24 protein-coding genes and 1 pseudogene are annotated in these 20879 nt (G+C 72.6%); 9 read left to right on the forward strand and 16 right to left on the reverse strand.

The genetic code is table 11. From position 1 onward, the window contains the following. Positions 1 to 7 precede the first annotated feature (7 nt). The 5 genes from EBH09_RS02295 to EBH09_RS02320 form a co-directional block, all read right to left on the reverse strand. The gene (locus EBH09_RS02295; RefSeq protein WP_121745351.1) at positions 8 to 1168 is read right to left on the reverse strand and encodes an oxygenase MpaB family protein; all 1161 of its coding nucleotides are present in this window, start codon (positions 1166 to 1168) and stop codon (positions 8 to 10) included. Positions 1169 to 1203: 35 nt separating this feature from the next. Further along, on the reverse strand, positions 1204 to 2277 hold the full coding sequence (locus EBH09_RS02300) for a polyprenyl synthetase family protein (protein WP_121745352.1): 1074 nt from the start codon (positions 2275 to 2277) through the stop codon (positions 1204 to 1206). Then, entirely contained in the window at positions 2270 to 2554 is a 285-nt protein-coding gene (locus EBH09_RS02305) for a polyprenyl synthetase (RefSeq protein WP_121745353.1), read from the reverse strand. Before EBH09_RS02305 ends, EBH09_RS02300 begins: the two co-directional genes overlap by 8 nt. A 218-nt stretch (positions 2555 to 2772) precedes the next feature. Then, complete coding sequence (locus EBH09_RS02310; RefSeq protein ID WP_121745354.1) at positions 2773 to 3846, reverse strand: polyprenyl synthetase family protein; 1074 nt, start codon at positions 3844 to 3846, stop codon at positions 2773 to 2775. A 484-nt stretch (positions 3847 to 4330) separates the two neighbouring features. Continuing rightward, entirely contained in the window at positions 4331 to 5218 is an 888-nt protein-coding gene (locus EBH09_RS02320) for a LysR family transcriptional regulator (RefSeq protein WP_121745355.1), read from the reverse strand. A gap of 85 nt (positions 5219 to 5303) precedes the next feature. On the opposite strand from EBH09_RS02320, the gene EBH09_RS02325 reads away from it, so the two are divergent. Next, entirely contained in the window at positions 5304 to 6206 is a 903-nt protein-coding gene (locus tag EBH09_RS02325; RefSeq protein WP_121745356.1) for a PhzF family phenazine biosynthesis isomerase, read from the forward strand. 229 nt (positions 6207 to 6435) lie between these two features. Here EBH09_RS02325 and EBH09_RS02330 read toward each other — a convergent pair whose 3' ends face one another. Continuing rightward, positions 6436 to 7449 (reverse strand): TIGR01777 family oxidoreductase, encoded by a 1014-nt coding sequence (locus EBH09_RS02330; RefSeq protein ID WP_121745357.1) that lies wholly within the window; start codon positions 7447 to 7449, stop codon positions 6436 to 6438. Between the two features lie 170 nt (positions 7450 to 7619). On the opposite strand from EBH09_RS02330, the gene EBH09_RS02335 reads away from it, so the two are divergent. Then, positions 7620 to 8456, forward strand: coding sequence for a lysozyme (locus tag EBH09_RS02335; RefSeq protein WP_121745358.1), 837 nt, complete (start codon positions 7620 to 7622; stop codon positions 8454 to 8456). Positions 8457 to 8488: 32 nt separating this feature from the next. On the opposite strand, the gene EBH09_RS02340 is transcribed toward EBH09_RS02335, so the two are convergent. The 6 genes and pseudogenes from EBH09_RS02340 to EBH09_RS02365 all read right to left on the reverse strand — a co-directional run bounded on the left by EBH09_RS02340 (position 8489) and on the right by EBH09_RS02365 (position 13655). Continuing rightward, the gene (locus tag EBH09_RS02340; RefSeq protein ID WP_121745359.1) at positions 8489 to 9211 is read right to left on the reverse strand and encodes an FAD binding domain-containing protein; all 723 of its coding nucleotides are present in this window, start codon (positions 9209 to 9211) and stop codon (positions 8489 to 8491) included. Positions 9212 to 9436: 225 nt separating this feature from the next. Beyond that, complete coding sequence (locus tag EBH09_RS02345; protein ID WP_121745360.1) at positions 9437 to 10240, reverse strand: alpha/beta fold hydrolase; 804 nt, start codon at positions 10238 to 10240, stop codon at positions 9437 to 9439. Positions 10241 to 10294: 54 nt separating this feature from the next. Further along, a complete protein-coding gene (locus EBH09_RS02350) occupies positions 10295 to 11089 on the reverse strand; it encodes a hypothetical protein (RefSeq protein WP_121745361.1) in 795 nt (264 codons plus the stop codon). Positions 11090 to 11190: 101 nt separating this feature from the next. After that, positions 11191 to 11965, reverse strand: a pseudogene (locus tag EBH09_RS02355) (class I SAM-dependent methyltransferase). 128 nt (positions 11966 to 12093) lie between these two features. Then, positions 12094 to 12708 carry a sigma-70 family RNA polymerase sigma factor gene (locus EBH09_RS02360; protein ID WP_238697212.1) on the reverse strand — a complete coding sequence of 205 codons (615 nt, stop codon included), beginning with the start codon at positions 12706 to 12708 and terminating at the stop codon, positions 12094 to 12096. A 215-nt stretch (positions 12709 to 12923) separates the two neighbouring features. Further along, complete coding sequence (locus EBH09_RS02365) at positions 12924 to 13655, reverse strand: hypothetical protein (protein ID WP_121745363.1); 732 nt, start codon at positions 13653 to 13655, stop codon at positions 12924 to 12926. Between the two features lie 347 nt (positions 13656 to 14002). On the opposite strand from EBH09_RS02365, the gene EBH09_RS02370 reads away from it, so the two are divergent. Together EBH09_RS02370 and EBH09_RS02375 are read left to right on the forward strand one after the other, a co-directional pair. Beyond that, on the forward strand, positions 14003 to 14218 hold the full coding sequence (locus tag EBH09_RS02370; RefSeq protein ID WP_121745364.1) for a hypothetical protein: 216 nt from the start codon (positions 14003 to 14005) through the stop codon (positions 14216 to 14218). A 114-nt stretch (positions 14219 to 14332) separates the two neighbouring features. Then, a complete protein-coding gene (locus tag EBH09_RS02375) occupies positions 14333 to 14938 on the forward strand; it encodes a flavodoxin family protein (protein ID WP_121745365.1) in 606 nt (201 codons plus the stop codon). Here EBH09_RS02375 and EBH09_RS02380 read toward each other — a convergent pair. After that, on the reverse strand, positions 14935 to 15477 hold the full coding sequence (locus EBH09_RS02380; protein ID WP_202977417.1) for a hypothetical protein: 543 nt from the start codon (positions 15475 to 15477) through the stop codon (positions 14935 to 14937). The genes EBH09_RS02375 and EBH09_RS02380 overlap by 4 nt on opposite strands. A 214-nt stretch (positions 15478 to 15691) precedes the next feature. Here EBH09_RS02380 and EBH09_RS02385 point away from each other — a divergent pair, with 214 nt between their 5' ends. Then, on the forward strand, positions 15692 to 16255 hold the full coding sequence (locus EBH09_RS02385) for a DNA starvation/stationary phase protection protein (RefSeq protein ID WP_121745367.1): 564 nt from the start codon (positions 15692 to 15694) through the stop codon (positions 16253 to 16255). Positions 16256 to 16344: 89 nt separating this feature from the next. Here the strand turns inward: EBH09_RS02385 and EBH09_RS37680 are convergent, their stop codons facing one another. Both EBH09_RS37680 and EBH09_RS02390 read right to left on the reverse strand, forming a co-directional pair. Beyond that, positions 16345 to 16509, reverse strand: a complete 165-nt coding sequence (locus tag EBH09_RS37680) for a hypothetical protein (protein ID WP_193776073.1) — start codon at positions 16507 to 16509, stop codon at positions 16345 to 16347. 34 nt (positions 16510 to 16543) lie between these two features. Further along, on the reverse strand, positions 16544 to 16900 hold the full coding sequence (locus tag EBH09_RS02390) for a PRC-barrel domain-containing protein (RefSeq protein WP_121745368.1): 357 nt from the start codon (positions 16898 to 16900) through the stop codon (positions 16544 to 16546). Positions 16901 to 17030: 130 nt separating this feature from the next. Between EBH09_RS02390 and EBH09_RS02395 the strand changes: the two genes are divergently transcribed. The 3 genes from EBH09_RS02395 (at position 17031) to EBH09_RS02405 (ending at position 19288) form a co-directional block, all read left to right on the forward strand. Next, a complete protein-coding gene (locus EBH09_RS02395; RefSeq protein ID WP_121745369.1) occupies positions 17031 to 17384 on the forward strand; it encodes an STAS domain-containing protein in 354 nt (117 codons plus the stop codon). After that, on the forward strand, positions 17381 to 18310 hold the full coding sequence (locus tag EBH09_RS02400) for an anti-sigma factor RsbA family regulatory protein (RefSeq protein WP_121745370.1): 930 nt from the start codon (positions 17381 to 17383) through the stop codon (positions 18308 to 18310). The genes EBH09_RS02395 and EBH09_RS02400 overlap by 4 nt, the downstream gene beginning before the upstream one ends. A gap of 132 nt (positions 18311 to 18442) precedes the next feature. After that, positions 18443 to 19288, forward strand: coding sequence for an RNA polymerase sigma factor SigF (locus tag EBH09_RS02405; protein WP_121745371.1), 846 nt, complete (start codon positions 18443 to 18445; stop codon positions 19286 to 19288). A gap of 8 nt (positions 19289 to 19296) precedes the next feature. Here EBH09_RS02405 and EBH09_RS02410 read toward each other — a convergent pair whose 3' ends face one another. Then, positions 19297 to 20337 (reverse strand): Ku protein, encoded by a 1041-nt coding sequence (locus tag EBH09_RS02410; protein WP_121745372.1) that lies wholly within the window; start codon positions 20335 to 20337, stop codon positions 19297 to 19299. 232 nt (positions 20338 to 20569) lie between these two features. On the opposite strand from EBH09_RS02410, the gene EBH09_RS38475 reads away from it, so the two are divergent. Next, on the forward strand, positions 20570 to 20879 hold a 310-nt coding region (locus EBH09_RS38475; protein WP_238697155.1), incomplete at its 3' end, for a peptidoglycan bridge formation glycyltransferase FemA/FemB family protein.

The following is a 20879-nucleotide window of genomic DNA, read 5'->3' on the forward strand; positions in this document are numbered from 1 at the left end:
CCGAGAGTCAGGAGACGGTCGCGGGCGGCGGGGTCCAGCGGCGGGTACGGGCGGCGGCACCGGAGACGCCGTACTCCTTCCTCAGTTGTTCGGGGACGGCGTAGTGCATGACGCGTCCGCGGGTGAGGGAGGACAGTTCGAGGATCGTCGTGAGGTGGCCCAGCCGGTCCAGCGCCCACGCGCCCATGGGTGAGCGGTCCTCGATCGTCTCCAGGACGCCGAGGAGGCGCGGGGCGGCCTTGACCAAGGTGTCCCAACGGGTGCGGGGTACGTCCAGCCAGTCGGCGCACGTGTCCCCGACGAGGTAGCGGATCAGGGCCGAGACGACCGGATCGAAGAGGGTGCCGGGCACCACTTCCTCGTACAGGTCGATCAGCTGCCTCGTCAGATGGGCGCCCTCCTCGGAGGGGCCCATGTGGCGCAGCATGTACAGGTCGAGGAACTGCCGCCCTTCGTCGAGCGTGGTGGGCACCGCCGCCTGGTCGACGCCGAGGATGGCGCCGACCACCCGCCAGGCGTAGAAGTAGGCGTCCGCGCCTTCGGCGGACATGTGGATGCCGAGACGATGCAGGCTGTCCAGGACGAGCAGGGAGAAGAACATCTGCCCGCCGATCATGTCCTCCTGGCAGATCGGTACGCCTAGGGTGTCGGTGTCCCAGCGGTTCTCCCGCTTCAGGTGGTGGCGGATGGCGGCGTGCAACAGGCGTACCTTCTGGGCGGCCGGGACGAAGCGTCCGCCGGCCTCGAACGCGTCCGGCTGCATGAGGTAGACGGTGAACTGGCCGGTCTCCGCCATCCGCTTGGAGGGGTAGCTCAGCCCGTGGGTGGCCGACAGCAGCCTGGCGACGTGCGGGACGACGTAGCAGGCGGGCATCGACGCGAACGACAGGGCGGTGGAGATGTGCACGTTGTTGTCGATGAAGAACAGGCGGGCCTTCTCCATCTCGGCCCAGTCCACCCAGGCCGGCGGGGCGGCGGTCGCCCGCAGGTACTCCCGGGCCACCCCGGGAAGGCCGTCCGGCAGTTCCTGGCCGCTGGTGGAGACGTAACGCATCAGGGCGTTGAACTTGCCGACCTCGCCGCGGTCGAAAAGGGCGGCGACGACGGCGTCGGCCAGTTCGTCGCCGCCGCGGCGCAGGGCGTCCAACGACGTGTCGGTGTAGGTCATCGCGGTCTCCTCGTCAGTGGATGCGGTCGGTTGCGTCAGTGGACGCGGTCGGTGGCCCGCTGTGCGAGCTCGCGCAGCGCCCGGCGCGCCTGCGGTGATGTCCCGGCGGCGTCCAGGGCGCGGGTGGCCCGCTCCACGCGGGCGAGGATCATCCGCTCGACCCGCTGCGGCGCCTCCAGCTCCACCATGAGGTCGCGCACCTCGCGCAGGTGGTTCTCGTCCAGGTCGCTCCGGCCCAGCACATGCCGCAACCGCTCCCGCTGGGAAGCGTCGGCGGCCTGCCAGGTCTCGGCCAGCAGTGCGGTGGGCCGGTGGGCGCGCAGGTCGTCGAGGCCGGCCTTGCCGGTGCGCTCCGGGTCGCCGAACAGGCCGAGCAGGTCGTCACGGAGCTGGAAGGCCTCGCCGAGCGGCAGGCCGTACGCGGAGTACGTGTCCCGCAGCGCGGCGGGGGCGCCGGCGAGCAGGCCGCCGATGAGCAGGGGGTGCTCGACGGTGTACTTGGCGGTCTTGTACCGGACCACCTTGAGGGAGGTCGCGGTGTCCGGTGCTCCGCCGGTGTGCAGGATCTCCAGGCACTCGCCGGCGATGAGTTCGCGGGCGAGCGCGGCCCACAGGTGCCGGGCGCGGGCGAGGTAGGCGGCGGGGAGACCGCTGGTGGTGAAGAGCTGCGCGGCGAGGGCCATCAGGTGATCGCCCACGAGCATGGCCAGGGACCGGGCGGCCGTGCGGGCCCGGCTGCCGTCCCGGGCCGGGCCCGGGGCCGTTGTCAGTACGGTTTCCAGCGCGACATGGGCGGTGGGCAGGCCGTGGCGCAGGCCGCTGTCGTCGATGAGGTCGTCGTGGACGATCGCCGCGGCGTGCACCAGTTCCATGGCGGCCGCCGCCCGTACCAGGGCGTCGCTGTCCGGTTGTCCGGCCGCCCGCCAGCCCCAGTAGCAGAAGGCCGCCCGCAGCCGTTTGCCGTGCCCGGCCGCGCTCCGCAACTGCCCGGCCACGGGTGCGAGAGCGTCGTCGAGGGCCACGAGGTGGCCGGCCTCCTCGTCGAGGAAGCTCCGCAGGACGCCGTCGACGCGGGTCTTGAAGGCGGCCGGGTCCCAGGGGTCAGACATCGCCGCCGTCGGCTGCCCGCCGTGCCCGGGCGTGCTGGGCGAGTACCTCCAGGTGGGCGGGGGGCACGTTCGTGCACCGGTCCAGCGCGAGCCTGCCCCGGGCCTGGAGGTCCCGTTCCGCCTCCCGCACCAGGTCGGTGGTGTCCGAACGGCCGAGGAGCCCGCGCAGCCCGCCCACCGCCGAGCCGATCGTGCTCACCGCCAGGTGGGCGAGTCCGGCGACCAGCAGCACCGCCTGGTCGTCCGGGCCCGAGCCCCGTTGCCTCGTGTGCGTCATGCTTCTCCCCCAGGGGGTCGCGTCGTCACGGATGCGCCTGGTCAACGACGCATCCGCTCCGAGCATGACCGGACGCACGGGGCAGAAGATCCCGAATCCCCCTTCGAGGGACATGGGGAACAGGTGTCAGACGGGCCGGTTCAGTCCGCCGACGAGTACGAGGACACCGGACAGAGGCACCACAGCCAGGTTCACTGCCAAGGCCCACGTTCGCGGGTTCAACCGGCCCGTTCGACGCTCCACCGCGGCAGACTCTCGAAGAAGGCGACCGCCTCCTCGCGCCACCGCGGACGCCAGCCCTCGGCCACCAGGCGGGCCTGCTCGGCGTGCTCCCGCATGTCCGCCCGCATCCGGTCGGCGACCCCGCGGCGCTCGCCGATCTCGCGGACCGCCGCGACGGTCTCCGGCGTGCAGGCGGGGTTGCCCAGCGCCTCCTCGACGACGGCGCGCTCGGCGCCGCTCACGGCGGACAGCAGGCGGGCGACGGTGTAACTGCGCCTGCCTTCGCGGATGTCGGTGCCGGTCGGCTTGCCCATGGCGGACGCGTCGCCGAACAGATCCAGGTAGTCGTCGCGCAGCTGCCCGCAGATGCCGACCAGTCGCGCGTAGCGGCGCAGCTCCTTCTCGTGGGCGGCCGGTTGCTCGCCCGCGGCCAGGAGTCCGAGCTGCAGGGGGGCGAGGACCGAGTAGCGGGCCGACTTGTGGTCGGCCACGTCGTGCAGGACCTCGTCGTCCGGGACCGCGGAAGTGAAGTCGCGCTCCAGGTCGACGATCTGGCCCACGAACGTGTCCGCCGCGGCCCGGGTCTGCACCTCGACCATGGCCTGACGCACCTCGACCGGCAGCCCCGCGTCCAGGAGCACGCGCAGCGAGAGGGCGAGCGCGAGGTCGCCCGCGAGTACGGTGAGCCCCAGCGCCGCCCGCGGATGCCGGGGGAACCGCTCCCGGTAGGCGTAGTAGGTCGTGGGCCCGCCCCGGCGGGTGGCGCTGTCGTCGATGAGGTCGTCGTGCACCAGACCGTGGGTCTGGAGCAGTTCGACGCTCAGCGCGGCGGCGTCCAGCCCTGCGGCCGGCTCGTCGGTCACCAGCCGCGCGGCCTCGTGGAGCAGTACCACCCGCATCCGCTTGCCGCCGCGCAGGGACAGGTCGCGCAGCAGTTCCAGGCATTCCGGGGTGAAGCGGCTGAACGACGGCACGTCCAGCGTCGCGCCCAGTGAGTCGAAGTACGCCGCGAAGAGCGTGTTGAACCGACGCTCGTACCGGGCGACACGGTCCAGCGTTTGCTCGGTCATGGCGAAGTCCCTCCTGGGGGCCGGGCGGGTGACACGTGAGCAGTGTGTCAGGGCGCGTCCGGCCACGAAGCGGCACGGTCCAGGTCCAGTGCGCCCGTGCTCGACACTGCTGGACCCCGGCTGCGACGTCGCCGACCGACCGGCGCCCGTCCTCAGCAGCCCTGGCACAGCCGGGTCGTCACCCCCCGCCCCGCCGCCGTGATGCCGCGCGGCACGGTCGCCCACTGGCGGTTCGACACCTCCGGCATGACGACCGCCCCGGACGCCGGCCCGGTCACGGACGGTCCCGTGGTGCGGGACCTGTCCGGCCACGGCGACGGCCTCACCGTCGGCCGGCTGCACGCCAGTGGCCCGGAGGCGCTCACCTGGTCGCCGGACCACCACCCCGGGCAGCCGGCGCACACCGGCCTCCGGTCGACGGCGGCAAGGGACCGGACCGCGGGGCCGGGCTGTCCCGACCCCGGGCTGTTCCGACGCGGGGACCTCAGTCGTCCAAGTGCCGCACGAGTGCCTGCGCGACCTCCTGGGCGGCCGGTGCCGCCCACCGCCGGCGGTGCCGGGCCAGCCGCACCGGTGCGTCGGGGAAGCGCGGCCCGTCGACCCGTACCAGCCGGCCCCGTCGCAGCTCCTCCGCCACGGTGGTCAGCGGCAGCAGTGTCAGCCCCAGCCCCGCCGCCACGCAGTTGCGCGCCGCGTCCACGCTGCCGAACCGGGTCAGCCTCGGCCGCCCGCCCGGCACGTCGAGCAACCGCCGTGCCAGCGCGTCGCTGTAGGAGCAGCCCTCCTCCAGGAGGAAGAAGGTCTCCGCCGCCAGTTCCGGCCAGCCCGCCGCGTGCCCCCGGGCGGCGAGGGGGTGCCCGGGAGCGGAGACGAGGACGAGCGGCTCGCGGCCGACGGGGTCACCCGTCACGTCGGGGAACTCGGTCTCCTCCTCCAGCAGCAGCGCCAGGTCGAGCCGTCCGGACCTCAGTCCTTCGAGGCACTCCGCGGTCCCGGCCGCGTACAGGTGGACGTCCACCTCGGGGTGGCTCGTCCGCAGGGCGGCGACGACGCCGGGCAGACGGCTCGCGCACAGGGACTCCGGGCTGCCGACGACCACCCGCCCGGACACGACGCCGGTGTCGTCGCACGCGGCCCGCAACCGCGCCACGGTGTCGAGTACCTCCTCGGCCCGCTCCAGGAGCCGGTGGCCGGTGTCGGTGAGCAGCGCGCCGGTGGGCAAGCGGTCGAAGAGCCGGACGCCGAGGTCCCGTTCCAGGGTGCGGATGTGCACCGTGACGGTGGACTGGGCCAGGTGCAGTTCGGCGGCGGCCGCGGTGAAGCTGCCCGTACGGGCGAGTGTGGTGAAGGTCGTCAGCAGTCGGGTGTCCACGCGGGCCAGCCTATGCGCTTTGCCGATGGAGAGTATCGAAATCGATCGTTGGACACGATGGGGGCCGGGTGGCAGCGTGGGGGTCATGAGCACCGACGTGACGGGAACGAGCGACATGACAGACCGTTCCGAGCCTCCGTACGAGACCGAGGTCCTGCGCTACTCCGCCTTCACCCACGACCCGGTGGGCGGGAACCCGGCCGGGGTGGTCCTCGACGCCTCCGGGCTCGACAGCACGGCGATGCGGGCGATCGCCGCCGAGGTGGGGTACTCCGAGACCGCCTTCGTCACCGGCGGCGACGCGGCGGAACGGCGTTTCCGGGTCCGCTACTTCAGTCCGCTCGCCGAGGTGGCGTTCTGCGGGCACGCGACGGTCGCGCTGGCAGTCGCCCTCGCCGAGCGGATGGGGCCCGGCGAGATCGTCCTCGACACACCCGCCGGCGAGATTCCCGTGTCCACCACGGCCGACGACGCCGGCGCGGTGCGGGCCACCCTCACCAGTGTGCCGACGCGTTCCCGCCCGGCTCTCGCCACGGAGCTGGACTCGACGCTCCGGGCGCTCGGCTGGGCTCCGGACGACCTGGACCCCGCCCTGCCCCCGCACGTGGCGTTCGGCGGCAACGACCACCTGGTGCTCGCCGTGGCGTCCCGGGCCCGACTGGCCGACCTCGACTACGACTTCGACGGGCTCGCCGAGGTCATGCGGCGGCACGACTGGACGACGGTGGACCTGGTGTGGCGAGAGTCGCCGGAACGCTTCCACGCCCGCAACCCCTTCCCCGTCGGCGGTGTCGTGGAGGACCCGGCGACGGGAGCGGCCGCCGCCGCGTTCGGCGGTTACCTCCGTGAACTGGGCCTGGTGGCCCGGCCCGGCACGATCGCGATCCGCCAGGGCGAGGACATGGGCCGCCCCAGCGACCTGCTCATCGACGTGAGCCCGCGGGACCCGCGCACACGGGTCACGGGACAGGCGGTGCCCATCCCTTAGTCGCCCCGGCCGGGAGCAGCGCCTGTCCCGCCTCGGGGACGGCGTCCCCCGACCGTGCACTGCTGGGCGTGCTCGCCCTCGTGGGGGCCGCCGGGGCCCTGGCCGTCCTGGTGCGCGGGGCCGGAGGCACGCCGCGGCGAACCGGGACGCTGACGGCCTCGGCTCGGCACAGAGGGGTCGCCTCGGGGCGTCCCTCTTCGCAGCGGGGCGCCTCGGGGCGTCCCTCTTCTCAGCGCCTCGGTCCGCCGGTCTCCGGCAGCGGTGCGCGCCGTTCACGTCGTCCGGGGCGCCGCCCTCCTTGCCGGCCCCCGCGCACCCGCCGTACGAGGTCGTCGGCGGCTTCGGGCCACTCGGGGTGGTCGAAGGCGAAACCCGCTTCGCGCAGCCGGCCGGGGACGACGCGCCGGCTCTTGAGGAGCAACTCGGTGTCCGAGCGCAGGACGAGGGCGCCGAGTTCGGCCATCCACCGTGTCGCGGGCAGACCCAATGGCATGCCCCACGCCTTGCGCAGTGCGCGCATGAACGCGCGCTGGGGCAGCGGAGCCGGCGCGGCGAGGTTCACGGGGCCGGTGATGTCGTCGCGGCCGACGAGGAAGTCGACCGCGCGGACGAAGTCCTGGTCGTGGATCCAGGACACGTACTGCGCACCGCCCGCGACGGAGCCGCCGAGCCCCAGTCGCGCCAGCCACAGCAGGACGTCCAGGACGCCGCCCCGGTCCGGGCTCATCACCATGGCGGAGCGCAGGGCCACCTTGCGGGTGTGCGGGGTGCCGGCCCGCTCCTGTTCGCGCTCCCAGGCCTTGGCGATGCCGACGCTGTAGGACCAGTAGTCCGGAACTCCGGGTTCTGCTCCGCCGATCAGGCCGGTGGCCTCGTCGTTGGGCGCGTCGAAGCGGTGGGCGTAGACGGTGGCGGTGCTCATCTGGAGCCAGACGCGGGGCGGCACGGCGGCCGCCGAGATCGCCTCGCCGACGACACGCGCGGACTCCACGCGTGAGTCCATCATCGCCTTCAGGTTGCCGGGGGTGTAGCGGCAGCTCACGCTGCGGCCGGCCAGGTTGACGACCACGTCGCTGCCGTCGATCTCCCTGACCCACTCCCCCGGCGTCCGGCCGTCCCACCGGACCTCGCCCGGCCGCCGCGGCCGCCGGGTGAGCACCACCACCTCATGGCCGGCGGCGGTCCACGCACGCTTCAGTACCGTACCGACCTGCCCGGTTCCCCCGGGGATCACGATCTTCACCGGACGCTCCCTCCCCCGCCTCGATGTCTTCCGTGATCGACCCTATCCCATATTTGAACGCGTTCAAATGTGAAGAGCGGCGAGGCACCGGCCCTCGGGAGCCGACCGCCCAACACCGTCTGGGCGCCCGTGGGGTGCGGTCGGGCGTGACAGCGGTTCGGATGGGTGCCATGCGCAGACCCATAGCCGTGGCGTCCAGCCACTCACGCCGCCTGCTCACGTCGGGCGTCCTCCTCGCCTCCCAGTCACTCCTGCTCACCCTGGCCGCGGCCCCCGCGTCGGCCGACGACGCGCGGACGCCCGTCCGCGGTACCGCCTACATGGGCAGTGGGGTTCTCGCCCACGAAGGTGTCCAGGGGCGGCCCGCCGACACCCGCGCCACCCAGACGGAGGGCGTGGACGTCTCCAGCCATCAGGGCAACGTCGCCTGGTCGACCCTCTGGGACAGCGGGGTGAAGTGGGCCTACACGAAGGCCACCGAGGGAACGTCGTACCGCAATCCCTACTACTCCCAGCAGTACGACGGTTCGTACGACGTCGGCATGATCCGCGGCGCCTACCACTTCGCCATCCCGGACGGCGCCGGCGGCGCCGCCCAGGCCGACTACTTCGTCGACCACGGAGGCGGCTGGTCGAAGGACGGCAGGACGCTGCCGGGCGTGCTCGACATCGAGTACAACCCGTACGGGGACACCTGCTACGGCAGGACGTCGAGTCAGATGGTCGGCTGGATCCGGGACTTCCTCGACCGGTACGAGGAGCGCACCGGCCGGCAGGCCGTGATCTACACCTCCACCAACTGGTGGAAGCAGTGCACCGGGGACTACAGCGGCTTCGGCTCCGCCAACCCGCTGTGGATCGCCCGATACGCCTCGACCGTGGGCCCCCTCCCGGCCGGCTGGGGCGTCCACACGATGTGGCAGTACACCTCCTCCGGGCCGACCGTCGGGGACCACGACAAGTTCAACGGGACGCTCGATCGCGTCAAGGCGCTGGCCAACGGCTGACGCGGACCGCCGGGCCCCCGGCCGTCCGTGGCTCAGCGACCGGTGAGAGACCCCACGATGTCGGCGACCTGCTCACGCACCACGTCCCGGGCCCCGGGAGGCAGGGCGCCGACGTCCGTACGTTCCAGAGCGCCGAGTGCCTCGTCGGCACCCGCGTCGCACGGGGCGCTCTCGCTGACGACGTCGTAGCCGTCGCGGACGGCGATCCGGAGGCGGTGCCGCCCCTCGGCGTCGGCGTGCACGGCGGTGGCGACGACCAGGGGCGGTGGCCCGCCGGCTTCGGCGGGCTGCTTGCGGTAGCCGCTGGCTGCCGGGGTGCGCCACCCGAGACTCAGCAGCAGGTGACGCTTTGCCATGACCTCGGCGAGGTCGGTCTCGTAGGCCCGGTCCGGCCCCAGTACCGTGGCGCGGGCGTCCAGGACGAGGGCCGCGGGCAGCAGGCAGCGCAGGCTGCTGCCGACGAGGTTGCCGCCGACCGTGGCCGCCCGGCGTACCGCTCCGGTGCCCACCGTGCCGGCCGCCCTTCGCAGCACCTCCGGGACGCGCTCGTCGATGCGGTGCAGCACCACGGCCGCCCCCAGCGTCTCCGGTGTGACCGCGTTCGCCTCGGGCAGGTTCCGCAGCGACATGGCCAGTTCCGGGAACCCGTCCCGCTGCCAGGTCGCCCACACGAGGGTGGCACCGCCGATGGGCACCGCTCCCTCGGCCATGCAATCCTGCGCTTCGGACACGGACGTGGGCAGACGCAACTGCATGGCGATCGACCTGCTTTCCCGGGAAGGCGGCGGTGGACGACCCGCGCCTCCCGCCGCGTGATCACGGCCACTGCGCATTGTCCGTACCGCCGCGGGGGCGCGTCCAGGGCTCACTCATTCACCATGTGCGCCTTTCGCGCGCCGGACAGGGCGCTTGCGGTAGCGCTACGAGAACCCCTGTGAGCCGGCCTGTGCGGCTCAAGGCCGTCGACGACGCGCATACGATCACATCCGCGCGGCCAGGAATTCCAGCAGCACGGCGTTGAAGCGCCCGGGTTGCTCGGCACCCGGCAGGTGACCGGCCTTGTCGATGACGGCCAGGGCGGAGTGCGGGACGAGGCGCCGGATGGACTCGGCCTCCGCCACGGGGGTGTAGACGTCGTCCGCGCCCACGACGATCAGGACCGGCACCTCGACAGCGGCCAGGACGTCCCGGTAGTCGGGACGTTCGGCACGTCCGCGCAGTGCCGCCGCGGCACCCCGCGGGTCGGTGGCGCACATCATCTCCAGGACGCGGGCGGTCACGTCCGGCATCGCGGTGACGTTGTAGGCGGCGAGCATCTTGCCGATGACCTCGTGCGCGTAACCGTCCATGCCCTCCGCGAGAAGCCTGTCGGCCAGCCGGTTGCGGAACCGTCTGCCCTCGGCGGTCTCGGCGGGCGCGGAGGTGTCGGACAGGACGAGGGCCCGCACCCGCCCCGGGTGGCGCAGCTGCACCTCCATGGCGATCTGACCGCCCATGGAGACGCCGCCGACCACCGCGCGCTCGATGTCCAAGTGGTCCAGGAGCGCGGCGAGGTCGTCGGCGAAGTCCGCGAGCAGAACCTTGCCGGTGCTCACGCTGCTGCGGCCGTAGCCGCGCAGGTCGGGGGCGACGACCCGGTAGCCGGCCTCCGTCAGTGCCGCCGTCTGGGGCGCCCACAGGGTGCGGTTGAAGGGGTGCCCGTGGATCAGGAGGATCGGTAGCCCTGTCGAGGGACCGAGGTCGTCGTAGTCGATCGTGGCGCCGCGCACGGTTGTGGAGTCCATTCCGGGACCCTAACGGGGTCTCACCCGGCGGGGAGCACGGGGCGTGCGCACGCCTCAAGGGGCGAGCAGCACACCGGCCAACTCCGCACGCAATTCCTCTCCTTCCTTGCGAACCAGCGCGGGCAGCCGCCCGTTCCACTCCCGGGCCACGTCGTCCAGCGCCTCGGCGAAGGTCTGGTGTGCGCGCCGCCCCATGACGGCCATCGCGACGGGGAGCAGGGGCCGGGCGAAGGAGCGGCCCTTGACCCGCGCCTTCACCGTCACCCGCCACTGTCCGTCGGGAGCCGGGCGCGGTACGACCGTCACGGTGGCGCGGGCGAGTGCGTGCGTGAGGGTGCCGCTCAGGGGCACGGCGAGGGGGCGGCGGCCTCTGCCGGCCGCCGACGGCCACCATCCGCCGAGATCGAGGTGCAGTCGTACGGTGCCGCCGAGATACTTCGCCCGTGTGTCCCCGTCGGACCGCAGCGTCGCCGAGAACCACGCCGCTCGCGGCCGTGCGGCACTCACGAGCCGGAGTACGCAGGTCAACCGGGCTGGGTGTGACGGGTCGTCGTCGAGGGTGACGGCCTCCAGCGCCGTCTCGCGGTGGCGGTCCCAGGCGAGGACGGTGACCGCCTGGCCGGCGTCCGGTCGCCCGTCCTCCTCGTTCACCGGCCGGTAGCGGGCGCCCGGCCGCAGGTGACGCCCCTCGGACAGGAGCAGGCCGGGCAGCGGTCGCCCGTCGGGCAGGCGCAGGCACGCTCCCTCGACGTCGAGGCCTTCCGCGAGGTCGTGGAGTGCGGTGACGCACGACTCGAACCAGCGGCGGGACACGGGGGCGAGCGTCACGGTGTGCTCGAAGCGGGCCATGGGCCAAGGATGGGCGACCGGGTTCGCCGGGTCACGGGTGTGGCCCGGCAGTGAGGGGACGAAGCCGGTTGCCGGTTTCCGGCGGGCCTGTCGCTCCTGGCTCACCCACCCTGCCGTGTGGCCGGACGGCCGGTGAACGGCCGGTCGTCCGCAGGGCGCCGTGCGACGAAGACGAACTCCTTGCCCGCACGGTCGGGGGCGTCGCGCACCTCCTCCACCACGTAGCCCTGTGCGTCCAGGTCCGCCTCGACCTCCTGCCGCCCGCGGAAACGCAACGTCGAGTCGGAGGTCAGCACTTCGCCGTCCGAGCCGAAGACGTAGGTCCAGCGGAAGGAGACCAGCGGCCACCTCACCTCCACCAACCGGCACCAGCTCTCGACCGCGCCCACGCCGGGGATCTCCGTGACCCGGTGGGTCCGGTGCCGGTTCCACTCCTCCCAGGCACGCCGGTCCGGATCCCGCGTCTCGAACACGAGGCGTCCGCCGGGGCGCAGGGCTTCGTAGGCGCCCTTCAGCGTCCTGTGCCACATCCGCGTGTCGGTGATCTCCTGGGGGGGCGTTCGCCGTCATGGTCGCCATGTCCACCCGCAGCGCGGGCAGTGAGGTGGCGTCGCCCTCGATCCAACGCACCCGGTCGCCGCCCGCCTTGCCCCGGGCCACCTCGATGGAGGCCCGGGCGGGGTCGACGCCGACGACCTGCACACCGCGGCCGGCCAGCAGCAGGGCGAAGACGCCTGTTCCACAGCCGATGTCCAGCACCCGCCGCGCGCCGAACTCCCCGGCCATGCGCACGTACGCGTCGAGGTCGCCGCGATCGGGGTCGAGGGCGTCGTACACCGCGGCCAGCCGTGGATGCCGGAAGCACTCGTCAGCCATGCGGCCGACGGTAGCCGAAGCCCGCCACGAGGCCCTCCGGCCGGGGTCGGTCCGAGGGCACGCGGGCGGCCTCAGCGGTGGGCCCGGGTCACCAGGTGATCCGGGCCCACCGCTGTCCGGACCGGCCGTCACGCGGCGGCGGCCACCGGCACGGGGCGCTCGGCTTCGTTCAGCCACGCGATCAGGGAGGTTCGGGCGCGGGCGACCCGTGACCGCACCGTCCCTATCGGGCACTCGCTGACGTCGGCCGCCTCCGCGTAGGGCAGCCCCAGCACCTGCGTGAGGACGAACGCCTCGCGGCGGTCGTCGGGCAGCGCGGCGAGCAGTTCGGCGAGGGCGATGCCGTCGTCGAAGCCGGGCAGATCGCGCGGCTGTGTGCGCTCCACGGCCGACTCCCAGTCGTCCGTGGCCACCAGGCGGGGACGGGAGGAGTCGTAACGGATGCTGTCGACCACCGCGCGGCGGGCGATGGCCAGCAGCCAGGTGCGGGCCGAGGAGCGGCCTTCGAAGCGGTGCAGGCTGCCGAGGGCCCGCAGGAAGGTGTCCTGGGTCAGGTCCTCGGCGCTCTGCGGATCGGCACCGAGGAAGGTCACGTAGTGGCGGACGTCCCGGTGCAGGGCGCGTACGAAGCGGTCGACGGCGACGGGGTCGCCGGTGCGCGCGGCGAGGGCCCAGGCCGTGATGGACGCCTCCTTCGCGGACGTACCCGGCTGCCGGCGTGGTGGGGGCAGGGCAGGAGTGATCACCTGTGGCTGTCCTTCTCGGGATCAGGGATCCGGTCTTCGCCGCGAGGCCGGCCCGTGCGGAACGGACCGGCGGCACGGCGGGACCGGCCAAGGGGTGGGCGGCCGGGCGCGGGAGCGCACGGCCGGTGCCCGAGGCACGACGCCGGCGGCTCGATGGCTCGGCGGCTCGATGGCTCGGCGATTCGCCGGCGGCCTCGGGGAACCTGCTGCCGTCAGGCGACAGCGACCCCGGCGGGCGGACCCCGAGAAGTGATCGCATGGGCGAGGAGAAGACGGCGCGGTGCCCGGTCGGAGGCTGCTCGGCGGGCCCGGACGCGCGGGCGGTGCGGCGGCGCGGGCAGCCGGAACAGCAGACGCAGGGGCGCGACGAGCCGGGTGGCGAGGCACCGCAGGACGCGGAAGACGGCGCGTTCGCCGTGGGCGAGCCAGAGGCCGCACAGCAGCGCGGCCACCAGGTGGGCGGTGAGCATGCCGGTCGAGGACATGCCGCCCATGGCGTGGCCCGCGGGATCCATGGCGTCCATCGCCCCCATGCCGGGCATGGAGTGCCCGGCATGGGGGCCGTGGTCGGTGTCCATCGACGTCGGCATGGCGCCGTACTCCCCGCCCGGGCCGGACGCCGCCCGGCACAGCAGGACGTCCAGCCAGCGGCGCGCGAGGGACTCGTCGTCCGAGGACGGCGGCCGCTTCGTCGCCTGGGCGAGCGAGAAGGACGTGTGCAGTACGGTCTGGGCGGCCACGGCGACACATACGACGGCGAGCGGTCCGCGTTCCCGGTCGGCGAGCCACCAGGCGGCGCCGCCCGTGGCCAACGCGCCCGCCGCCATGGCCCACCAGGGCACCGCGGTCCCGGACATCAGGATGTGGCCCAGGGCGGCGAGCAGCACGCAGACGGCCGCGAACACCGCGGCCCGTACCGTGCGAGAACACCACCCTGCAGTCATGGCGGCCTCATCCTTGCATCCGGGCTCCCGTGATCACCTGTGGGTACGGATTCCGGTCCGGTCCCCCACTCAACACGACGCGCGTGATCCGCACCACACCCACACCACACTTCACCCGCATACGGTCGGACCGGAGGCCCGTCCGGTTCCCGGCCGTCCCCGCCGGACCGGAGCAATGGAAGCGGACGCGGGAGCGTCGGCGCACGGGGACCGTCCGCCGTGCCTCCGCGCCCGGCGGAGGCACGCGTCCGCGGCCGCCGCGCCGGGTATCCCCCAGTCAGTTCCCCAACGACCCGCCGGTGCGGACACCGGCGCGGACACCCGTCTCCCACGGAAGGTGCACCGGTATGACCGACCCTCATGGCCTGGAGCCCGTAGCGACGTTCTGCGGAAACTGCGACTGCGGCTGCCCCCAGCTGTTCGTCGACCCCGACGCCCCGGCGGAGCGACGGATCGTCCTGACCGACGACTTCGGCCAGCGCGTACAGATGAGCGCCGACCAGTTCTCGTCGCTGGTCGCCGACGCCAAGCAGGGCAGACTGGACGGGATCGCCCTGCCCTGAGTGGACACCGCCGGTCCGCCGTCCGCCCACTCACCCGGCCGCCGCGCGTCCGGGCGGGTGAACGGTCCCGAGTCCGGACGATCGAAGACCGCCGCCCGGGGAAAAGGGGTAGGCATGCGCGCACTCGTCATCAACTGCACTCTCAAGCCCTCCCCTCAGCCGTCGAACACCGAGGCCCTCGCCGCCACCGTCATCGCGGCCCTCAAAGGCCACGGGGCGGAGGTGGATGTCGTACGGGCCGTCGACCTGAACCTGAAACCGGGGGTCGAGACCGACATGGGCGACGGCGACGACTGGCCCGGCGTGCACGAGAAGCTGCTGGCGTCGCAGATCCTGATCATCGCCTCGCCGACCTGGCTCGGCCGCCCGTCCTCGGTGGCCCAGCGGGTCCTCGAACGCATGGACGCCATGCTGGCCGAGACCGACGACGAGGGGCGCCCCGTCGCCTACAACCGCGTCGCCGGGGTCCTGGTCACCGGGAACGAGGACGGCGCACACCACGTCATCAGTGAGATCAGCGGCGGGCTCTCGGACATCGGCTACACCATTCCGGGGCAGGCCTGGACCTACTGGCACCTGGGTCCCGGCCCCGGGCCCGACTACCTCGACGACGACCGCGGCCACGATTGGTCGACCTCGACCGGCCGGGCCATGGCCTCCAATCTCGTCCACGCGGCGCGTGCGCTCAGCGCGATGCCCCTGCCCGCTCCGCCGTCCTAGAGCCCCGTGATCGGCGCCCGCTCGGAATTGGCCACCGCGGGACGGCGCCGGCGGTAGTAGGAGACGGTGACGGCGCCGAGCAGCGGGCCCCAAGCGACCAGGGGCAGGTAGGCGAAACCGAGGAGCGTGGCGCCGAGCGACGTCATGTCGGGGTGGGGGGTGGCCCACCACCAGGCGAACGGGGTCCACAGGGCGGTCAGCACGACGGCGCCCAGCCCTGCCGGGAGGACCGCCGCCATCACCGGGACCGGCCGCCCGCCGAGCAGCGGGACCCAGCGCGGGACCACCTCGCCCCAGGGCCGCACCAGGCCGAGCGTGAGCAGCGCCAGCGCCTCGCTCACCACGCTCAGTCCGACCACGTACACCACGCCCCATCCGTCGACGCCCACCGCCTCGTAGCCCGCCCCGGTGTACCCGGCGGGCTGCCCGGCCGCCAGCAGGAGGCGCCACAGTCCGGTCGGCAGGGTGAGGAGCGCGACGGCGTGGGCGGCGAGGACCGCCCAGCGGGCGGGGGCGGGACGCTGTGGTGTCGTGGTCATGCACATCATCCTGTCGGCGGGCCGCCGCCCCGGCGTCGCTCCCGGGTACGGTCCGCGACGTTGCGCCGGAAGGACGTCCCGAGGGTTGACTCCCCCGCTCGGGGGAGACCCGTCCTCCTCGAGGCACAGCGCACGTGCATGTCTGCCGTCGCCGATGCGGGGCAGTCGTGCACGTGCAACCACGTACGAGACGCATGAGGAGCTGGTGTCCGCCATGACGCACGACCTGACCCCGAAGTACACGGTCCCCGGCATCGAGCGCGAGGCCGCCGGCCGGCTGATCGGCGCGCTGCGGATGCGTCTGCACGCACTCAACGACCTGCATCTGACCCTCAAGCACGTGCACTGGAACGTCGTGGGACCGCACTTCATCGCCGTGCACGAGATGATCGACCCGCAGGTCGACCAGGTGCGCGAGATGGCCGACGACGTCGCGGAGCGCATCGCCGCACTCGGCGGGGTGGCGCAGGGCACGCCCGGGGCCCTGGTGGCCGAGCGGCCCTGGGACGACTACTCCATCGGCCGGGCCGACGCCATCGCCCATCTCGGCGCGCTCGATGTCGTGTACACCGGCGTGGTCGAGGGAGTGCGCGAGGCGGTGAAGGTGGCGGGCGACATCGATCCCGCCACGGAGGATCTCCTGATCGGCCAGCTCCGGGACCTGGAGCAGTTCCAGTGGTTCGTGCGGGCCCATCTGGAGAGTTCCGGAGGCACCCTGGCGACGGGCGGCGCGACGTCCGAGACGGAGGCCGCGGGCCGCGGCGCGGAACTGGCCTAGCCGGGGCCTGTCCCTGGTCGCGCGAGGTGGGCCGATCGTGCCGGCGACGGCGCGGTCGGCCCCCGGTGCGTGCTCGCCGGGCGTGCCGTTCAGCGTGCGGGGCGTCCTCGGCGTCCGATGAGCACCCCGACGAGGACCAGGTCGGCGACCAGGACCACGGCGCCGATGACGAAGAGGTAGAACAGCCCCTCGGCGGCCAGCCCGATCACGCCGAGGACGAGCGCCACCAGCAACAGCAGGAGGAACAAGCTCAAGATCGTCTCCCCTCGAAGAGGCTCGTCGGACGGTTCAGCGTCGGCCGAGCCGGCGCTCGCCGCGGCTGCCCTGTTCGTAGGGCAGCTGGTAGTGGGCGAAGACGGCGCCCTCGTCCTCGGCCGCGAGTTCGCCGTCGGGATCGATGGCGGGCGCGTCCTTGACCAGGCTCTTGTCGTAGCCCACCTTCAGGTAGCCCGGCCCGACGGTGGCCTTGTCCACCGGGACGAACACCAGACGCCGGCGGGTCGGCAGGCCGATCATGACCGCGGCGAACGCGGGCCGGTCGGTTGCGGTGTCGAAGTAGATGGACTCCAGAGCCCCGATCTTACGGCCGTCGCCGTCAACGACGTCATGTCCACGCCAGTCACGAATGTTGTCTGCTTCAAACATCGGTCTTTCCCTTCCGAGGACGCTCTCTGTCTTGTTCCCCGCTTCGCGCCCCCCTCGCATGTTCTGTCCCCACACCGGCGTACGGCAGCTCGTCGCGATAGGCTGCCTGGCCGGACGAAGGAGATCGAGTGTGGATGCCACAGGCCCCACGGGCGGGCCACCCCGATTGCGCAGCGGGGCCGTGCTGGAGGTACGCCCGCTGCCCGGCCGTCCCGGACTCCGCGCCAGCGGAGAGATCAGCGTGACCACCCGCCCGTCCTGGGAGAAGGCCCTCGAGGAACTGTCCAGGCAGCACACGGACGTGTCCTACTTGGAACTGTCCGGCCTGCGGTTCGTCGATGTGGCCGGCGTCGCGGCACTCGCCGTAACTGCCATGAACCTGCCCGGCGGGCGGGTCGTGGTGGAACAGCCCCCGCCGCAACTGCCCCGGGTGCTGGAGCTGTTCTGGCCGTCACTGCGCCGTATCGAGGTGGCGCCGCGATGAGTACGGTGACCCACGAGCAGGCGTTCGCGCATCCGGCGCTGTTCTACCGCTCGGAGCGCGAGTACGCCGACCGGACGGTGACGTTCGTACGGGAGGGACTGGCCGCCGGCGAACCCGTGGCGGTGGCCGTGCCCGCCCCCAACCTGGAGCTGATCAGGGACGGGCTGGGAGCGGACGCGCGGGACGTCTCCTTCCTGGACATGGCGGAGGCCGGACGCAATCCGGGGCGGATCATCCCCGGGGTGCTCAGGGCGTTCGCCGACGCGCACGCGCACGAACGGGTGCGCATCATCGGCGAGCCCGTCTGGGCCGGGCGCAGCGCGGCGGAGTACCCGGCGTGCGCCCAGCACGAGGCACTGATCAACGCGGCCTTCGCGGGCCGTTCCGCGACGATCCTGTGCCCGTACGACGAGGCCGGGCTGGACGCGGACGTCCTGGCCGACGCCTTCGTCACCCATCCGACGGTCATCGCCGGAGGCCGTGAACGGGCCAGCGGGGCCTACGACTGGCCCGCGGTCGTCGCCCGCTACAACGAGCCGCTGGATCGCGCGCCGGACGCCGACGTCCTCACCTTCGGGGCCCAGGAGCTGCCCGAGGTGCGGCGCTTCACCGTCGGCCGGGCCGCGTCGCTCGGGCTGGCCGGGCAACGCCTTCAGGACACGGAGTTGGCGGTGGCGGAACTCACCACCAACAGCGTGGTCCACGGCGGCGGTCAAGGGACACTGGCGATCTGGTCCGACGCCGGGCACGTGGTGTGCGAGGTCCGCGACACCGGGCGCCTCACGGATCCGCTGGCCGGCCGTCGGCCCCCGGAGCACGGGCAGATCGGCGGCCGTGGCCTGCTGCTCGTCCACTACGTCGCCGATCTGGTGCGGGTGCACACGTCGGACGACGGCACCACCATCCGCTTCTACCTCGGCCTCTGAAACGGCGTGGGAAGCCGCTCGCCCACCGCGCCGATCGCGGAAGCAGGTGTGGGTGCCTTGACCCGGGGTAGGCGCTCTGTCGTCGGCCGACAAGCTGACAGCGACGGGGCCGATCGACTGGGAGGGCACATCATGGCGACGACGACCGCACGGATCACCGAGCACACCACCACGGGCATGCCGGAGGTAGCGGACCCGTCCAAGGTGGCGCCCAAGGACGCGCGGGAGTTGTCGAAGCTCTTCTTCAAGCAGCTGACGGTGCTCGAAGAGGGCACGCCCGAATACCAGTACGCGCGCAACACGCTGATCGAGATGAACATGTCCCTGGTCCGCTTCGCGGCCGGCCGGTTCCGCAGCCGCGGTCCGGAGGAGATGGAGGACATCGTCCAGGTCGGCATGATCGGCCTGATCAAGGCCATCGACCGGTTCGAGCTGACCCGTGAGGTCGAGTTCACCTCCTTCGCCGTGCCGTACATCGTCGGCGAGATCAAGCGGTTCTTCCGTGACACGTCGTGGGCCGTGCACGTGCCCCGGCGGCTCCAGGAGGCCCGCGTCCAGCTGGCCCGGGCCACCGAGGAACTGCGCAGCCGTCTGGGCCGCAACCCCACCACCAAGGAACTGTCCGAGCTGATGAGCCTCCCGGAGGACGAGGTCGTCGAGGCCCGCCTGGCGGCCAACGGCTACAACTCCGCCTCCCTGGACGCGGCCATCAACGGCAGCGAGGACGGCGAGTCGGCGCTGGCCGACTTCATCGGCGCGGACGACTCGGCGCTGGCGCTCGTGGACGACTTCCACGCCCTGGCCCCGATGATCGCCGAGCTGGACGAACGCGACCGGCAGATCATCCACTGGCGGTTCGTCGAGGAGCTCACCCAGAAGGACATCGGTGAACGCCTCGGGGTCTCGCAGATGCACGTCTCCCGCCTGATCTCGCGCCTGCTGGCCCGCCTGCGGGAGGGCATGCTCAGCACCCACTGAGTGGTGTCTCAGGCGGCGGCCGTCTTCTTCTTCCGGCCGCCGCCGGCGCCGGTGAGAGCGTCGATGAGCTGTTCGCGGCTCATCTTCGACCGTCCGGCGATGTCCTGGTCGGTGGCCCGCTGGTACAGCTCCGCCTTGCTCAGCTCCCGCAGCTCACCCCGTTTGGGCGGCGCCTCGCGGGAGGGTGCGGTGGCCTTCTTCCGCCCCTCGGTGCCCTTCCGTCCCTCGGTGTCCTTCTTCCGCGGTGCCGAGGGCTGCTTGCCTCCGGTGCCCTTCGCCTGCTCCAGGCTGCCCTGCAGGACCTCCATCAGGTCGACGACGTTGGTGGCCCGGGGCGCTTCCTCGGCGACGGCGACCTCCTTGCCCTCGGCCTTGGCCCGGACCAGTTCGCGGACCTTCTCCTGGTAGGAGTCGTGGTAGCGCGCGGGGTCCCAGGGGCCGCTGAGGGCGTCGACGAGGCGCATCGCCATGTCCAGTTCCTTGCCCCGGCCCGCCCGGCCCTCCGGCAGCTCGGGCAACTCCTCGACCGGGTCGCGGACCTCGTCGGCCCAGTGCAGCGTCTGGAGCACCAGGACCTTGTCCTCGGCACGGAGCGCGGTCAGGTACTGCCGGTTGCGCATGACGAAGGTTGCGACGCCGACCTTGCCGGCCTCGGCGAGGGCGGTGCGGAGCAGCTCGTAGACCTTGAGGTACTCCTTGCCGCGCGGGGCGACGTAGTAGGTGCGGCCGAAGTAGACCGGCGCGATGCGGTCGAGGTCGACGAAGTCGGTGATCTCCAGGGTCTGGGAGCGGCCCGGCGCGATCTCGTCCAGTTCCTCCGGCTCGACGACGACGTACTCGCCCTCGCCGACCTCGTAGCCCTTGACGATGTCACCGGGGCCGACCTCCTTGCCGGTGCGCTCGTTGACCCGGCGGTTGCGGATGCGGTCCGAGGTGCCGCGCTGCAGCTGGTGGAAGTGGACCGTGTGGTCCTGGGTCGCCGTGAACAGACCGACGGGCACCGAGACCAGCCCGAACGTGATCACACCTGTCCAGATCGCCCGCGCCATGGCCGTCCGCTCCCGTCCGTCCTGCCCGCACCGCCCAACCCCACCACGCTCACACCACATGCGCGATCGTGCGCGCCGGACGGCGCACACGGGTCAACAGCCGGGTGACAGCGCGCGCGTCGGCCTCAGTCGGTATTCCCTGTGAGGTGCGGGACGGCGAACGCACTCCGCGCCCTCGCCGCTCCCCCCGTCGAACGAGGACGGACAACGTCGAGCAAAGGGACCCCGACCCATGAGCTGTCACCTGAAGGCGATCACCCGCGAGGAACATCTGCGCTTCGTCACGTCCCGGCCTTCCGTGAGTCATCTGCAGACGCCCTCGTGGGGCGACGTGAAGCCGGACTGGCGGGCGGAGAGCCTGGGCTGGTTCGACGAGGGCGGCGACCTCGTGGGCGCGGGGCTGGTGCTGCTGCGGCCGTTGCCGAGGCTGAAGCGGTATCTGGCCTATCTGCCCGAGGGCCCGGTCATCGACTGGGGCGCGGCGGATCTGGGGCGGTGGCTGGAGCCGATGCTCGCGTACCTGAAGAAGCGGGGCGTCTTCT

The sequence above is a fragment of the Streptomyces sp. E2N166 genome (genome assembly GCF_003671715.1).
In the GTDB taxonomy this organism is placed as follows: Bacteria; Actinomycetota; Actinomycetes; order Streptomycetales; family Streptomycetaceae; genus Streptomyces; species Streptomyces thinghirensis.

Bases quoted from the DNA above. Each gene is read 5' to 3' on its own strand.
- EBH09_RS02295 (WP_121745351.1), bottom strand. From the start codon at position 1,168: ATGACCTACACCGACACGTCGTTGGACGCCCTGCGCCGCGGCGGCGAC.
- EBH09_RS02300 (WP_121745352.1), bottom strand. From the start codon at position 2,277: ATGTCTGACCCCTGGGACCCGGCCGCCTTCAAGACCCGCGTCGACGGC.
- EBH09_RS02305 (WP_121745353.1), bottom strand. From the start codon at position 2,554: ATGACGCACACGAGGCAACGGGGCTCGGGCCCGGACGACCAGGCGGTG.
- EBH09_RS02310 (WP_121745354.1), bottom strand. From the start codon at position 3,846: ATGACCGAGCAAACGCTGGACCGTGTCGCCCGGTACGAGCGTCGGTTC.
- EBH09_RS02325 (WP_121745356.1), top strand. From the start codon at position 5,304: ATGAGCACCGACGTGACGGGAACGAGCGACATGACAGACCGTTCCGAG.
- EBH09_RS02335 (WP_121745358.1), top strand. From the start codon at position 7,620: ATGCGCAGACCCATAGCCGTGGCGTCCAGCCACTCACGCCGCCTGCTC.
- EBH09_RS02340 (WP_121745359.1), bottom strand. From the start codon at position 9,211: ATGCAGTTGCGTCTGCCCACGTCCGTGTCCGAAGCGCAGGATTGCATG.
- EBH09_RS02345 (WP_121745360.1), bottom strand. From the start codon at position 10,240: ATGGACTCCACAACCGTGCGCGGCGCCACGATCGACTACGACGACCTC.
- EBH09_RS02350 (WP_121745361.1), bottom strand. From the start codon at position 11,089: ATGGCCCGCTTCGAGCACACCGTGACGCTCGCCCCCGTGTCCCGCCGC.
- EBH09_RS02365 (WP_121745363.1), bottom strand. From the start codon at position 13,655: ATGACTGCAGGGTGGTGTTCTCGCACGGTACGGGCCGCGGTGTTCGCG.
- EBH09_RS02370 (WP_121745364.1), top strand. From the start codon at position 14,003: ATGACCGACCCTCATGGCCTGGAGCCCGTAGCGACGTTCTGCGGAAAC.
- EBH09_RS02375 (WP_121745365.1), top strand. From the start codon at position 14,333: ATGCGCGCACTCGTCATCAACTGCACTCTCAAGCCCTCCCCTCAGCCG.
- EBH09_RS02380 (WP_202977417.1), bottom strand. From the start codon at position 15,477: ATGACCACGACACCACAGCGTCCCGCCCCCGCCCGCTGGGCGGTCCTC.
- EBH09_RS02385 (WP_121745367.1), top strand. From the start codon at position 15,692: ATGACGCACGACCTGACCCCGAAGTACACGGTCCCCGGCATCGAGCGC.
- EBH09_RS02390 (WP_121745368.1), bottom strand. From the start codon at position 16,900: ATGTTTGAAGCAGACAACATTCGTGACTGGCGTGGACATGACGTCGTT.
- EBH09_RS02400 (WP_121745370.1), top strand. From the start codon at position 17,381: ATGAGTACGGTGACCCACGAGCAGGCGTTCGCGCATCCGGCGCTGTTC.
- EBH09_RS02405 (WP_121745371.1), top strand. From the start codon at position 18,443: ATGGCGACGACGACCGCACGGATCACCGAGCACACCACCACGGGCATG.
- EBH09_RS02410 (WP_121745372.1), bottom strand. From the start codon at position 20,337: ATGGCGCGGGCGATCTGGACAGGTGTGATCACGTTCGGGCTGGTCTCG.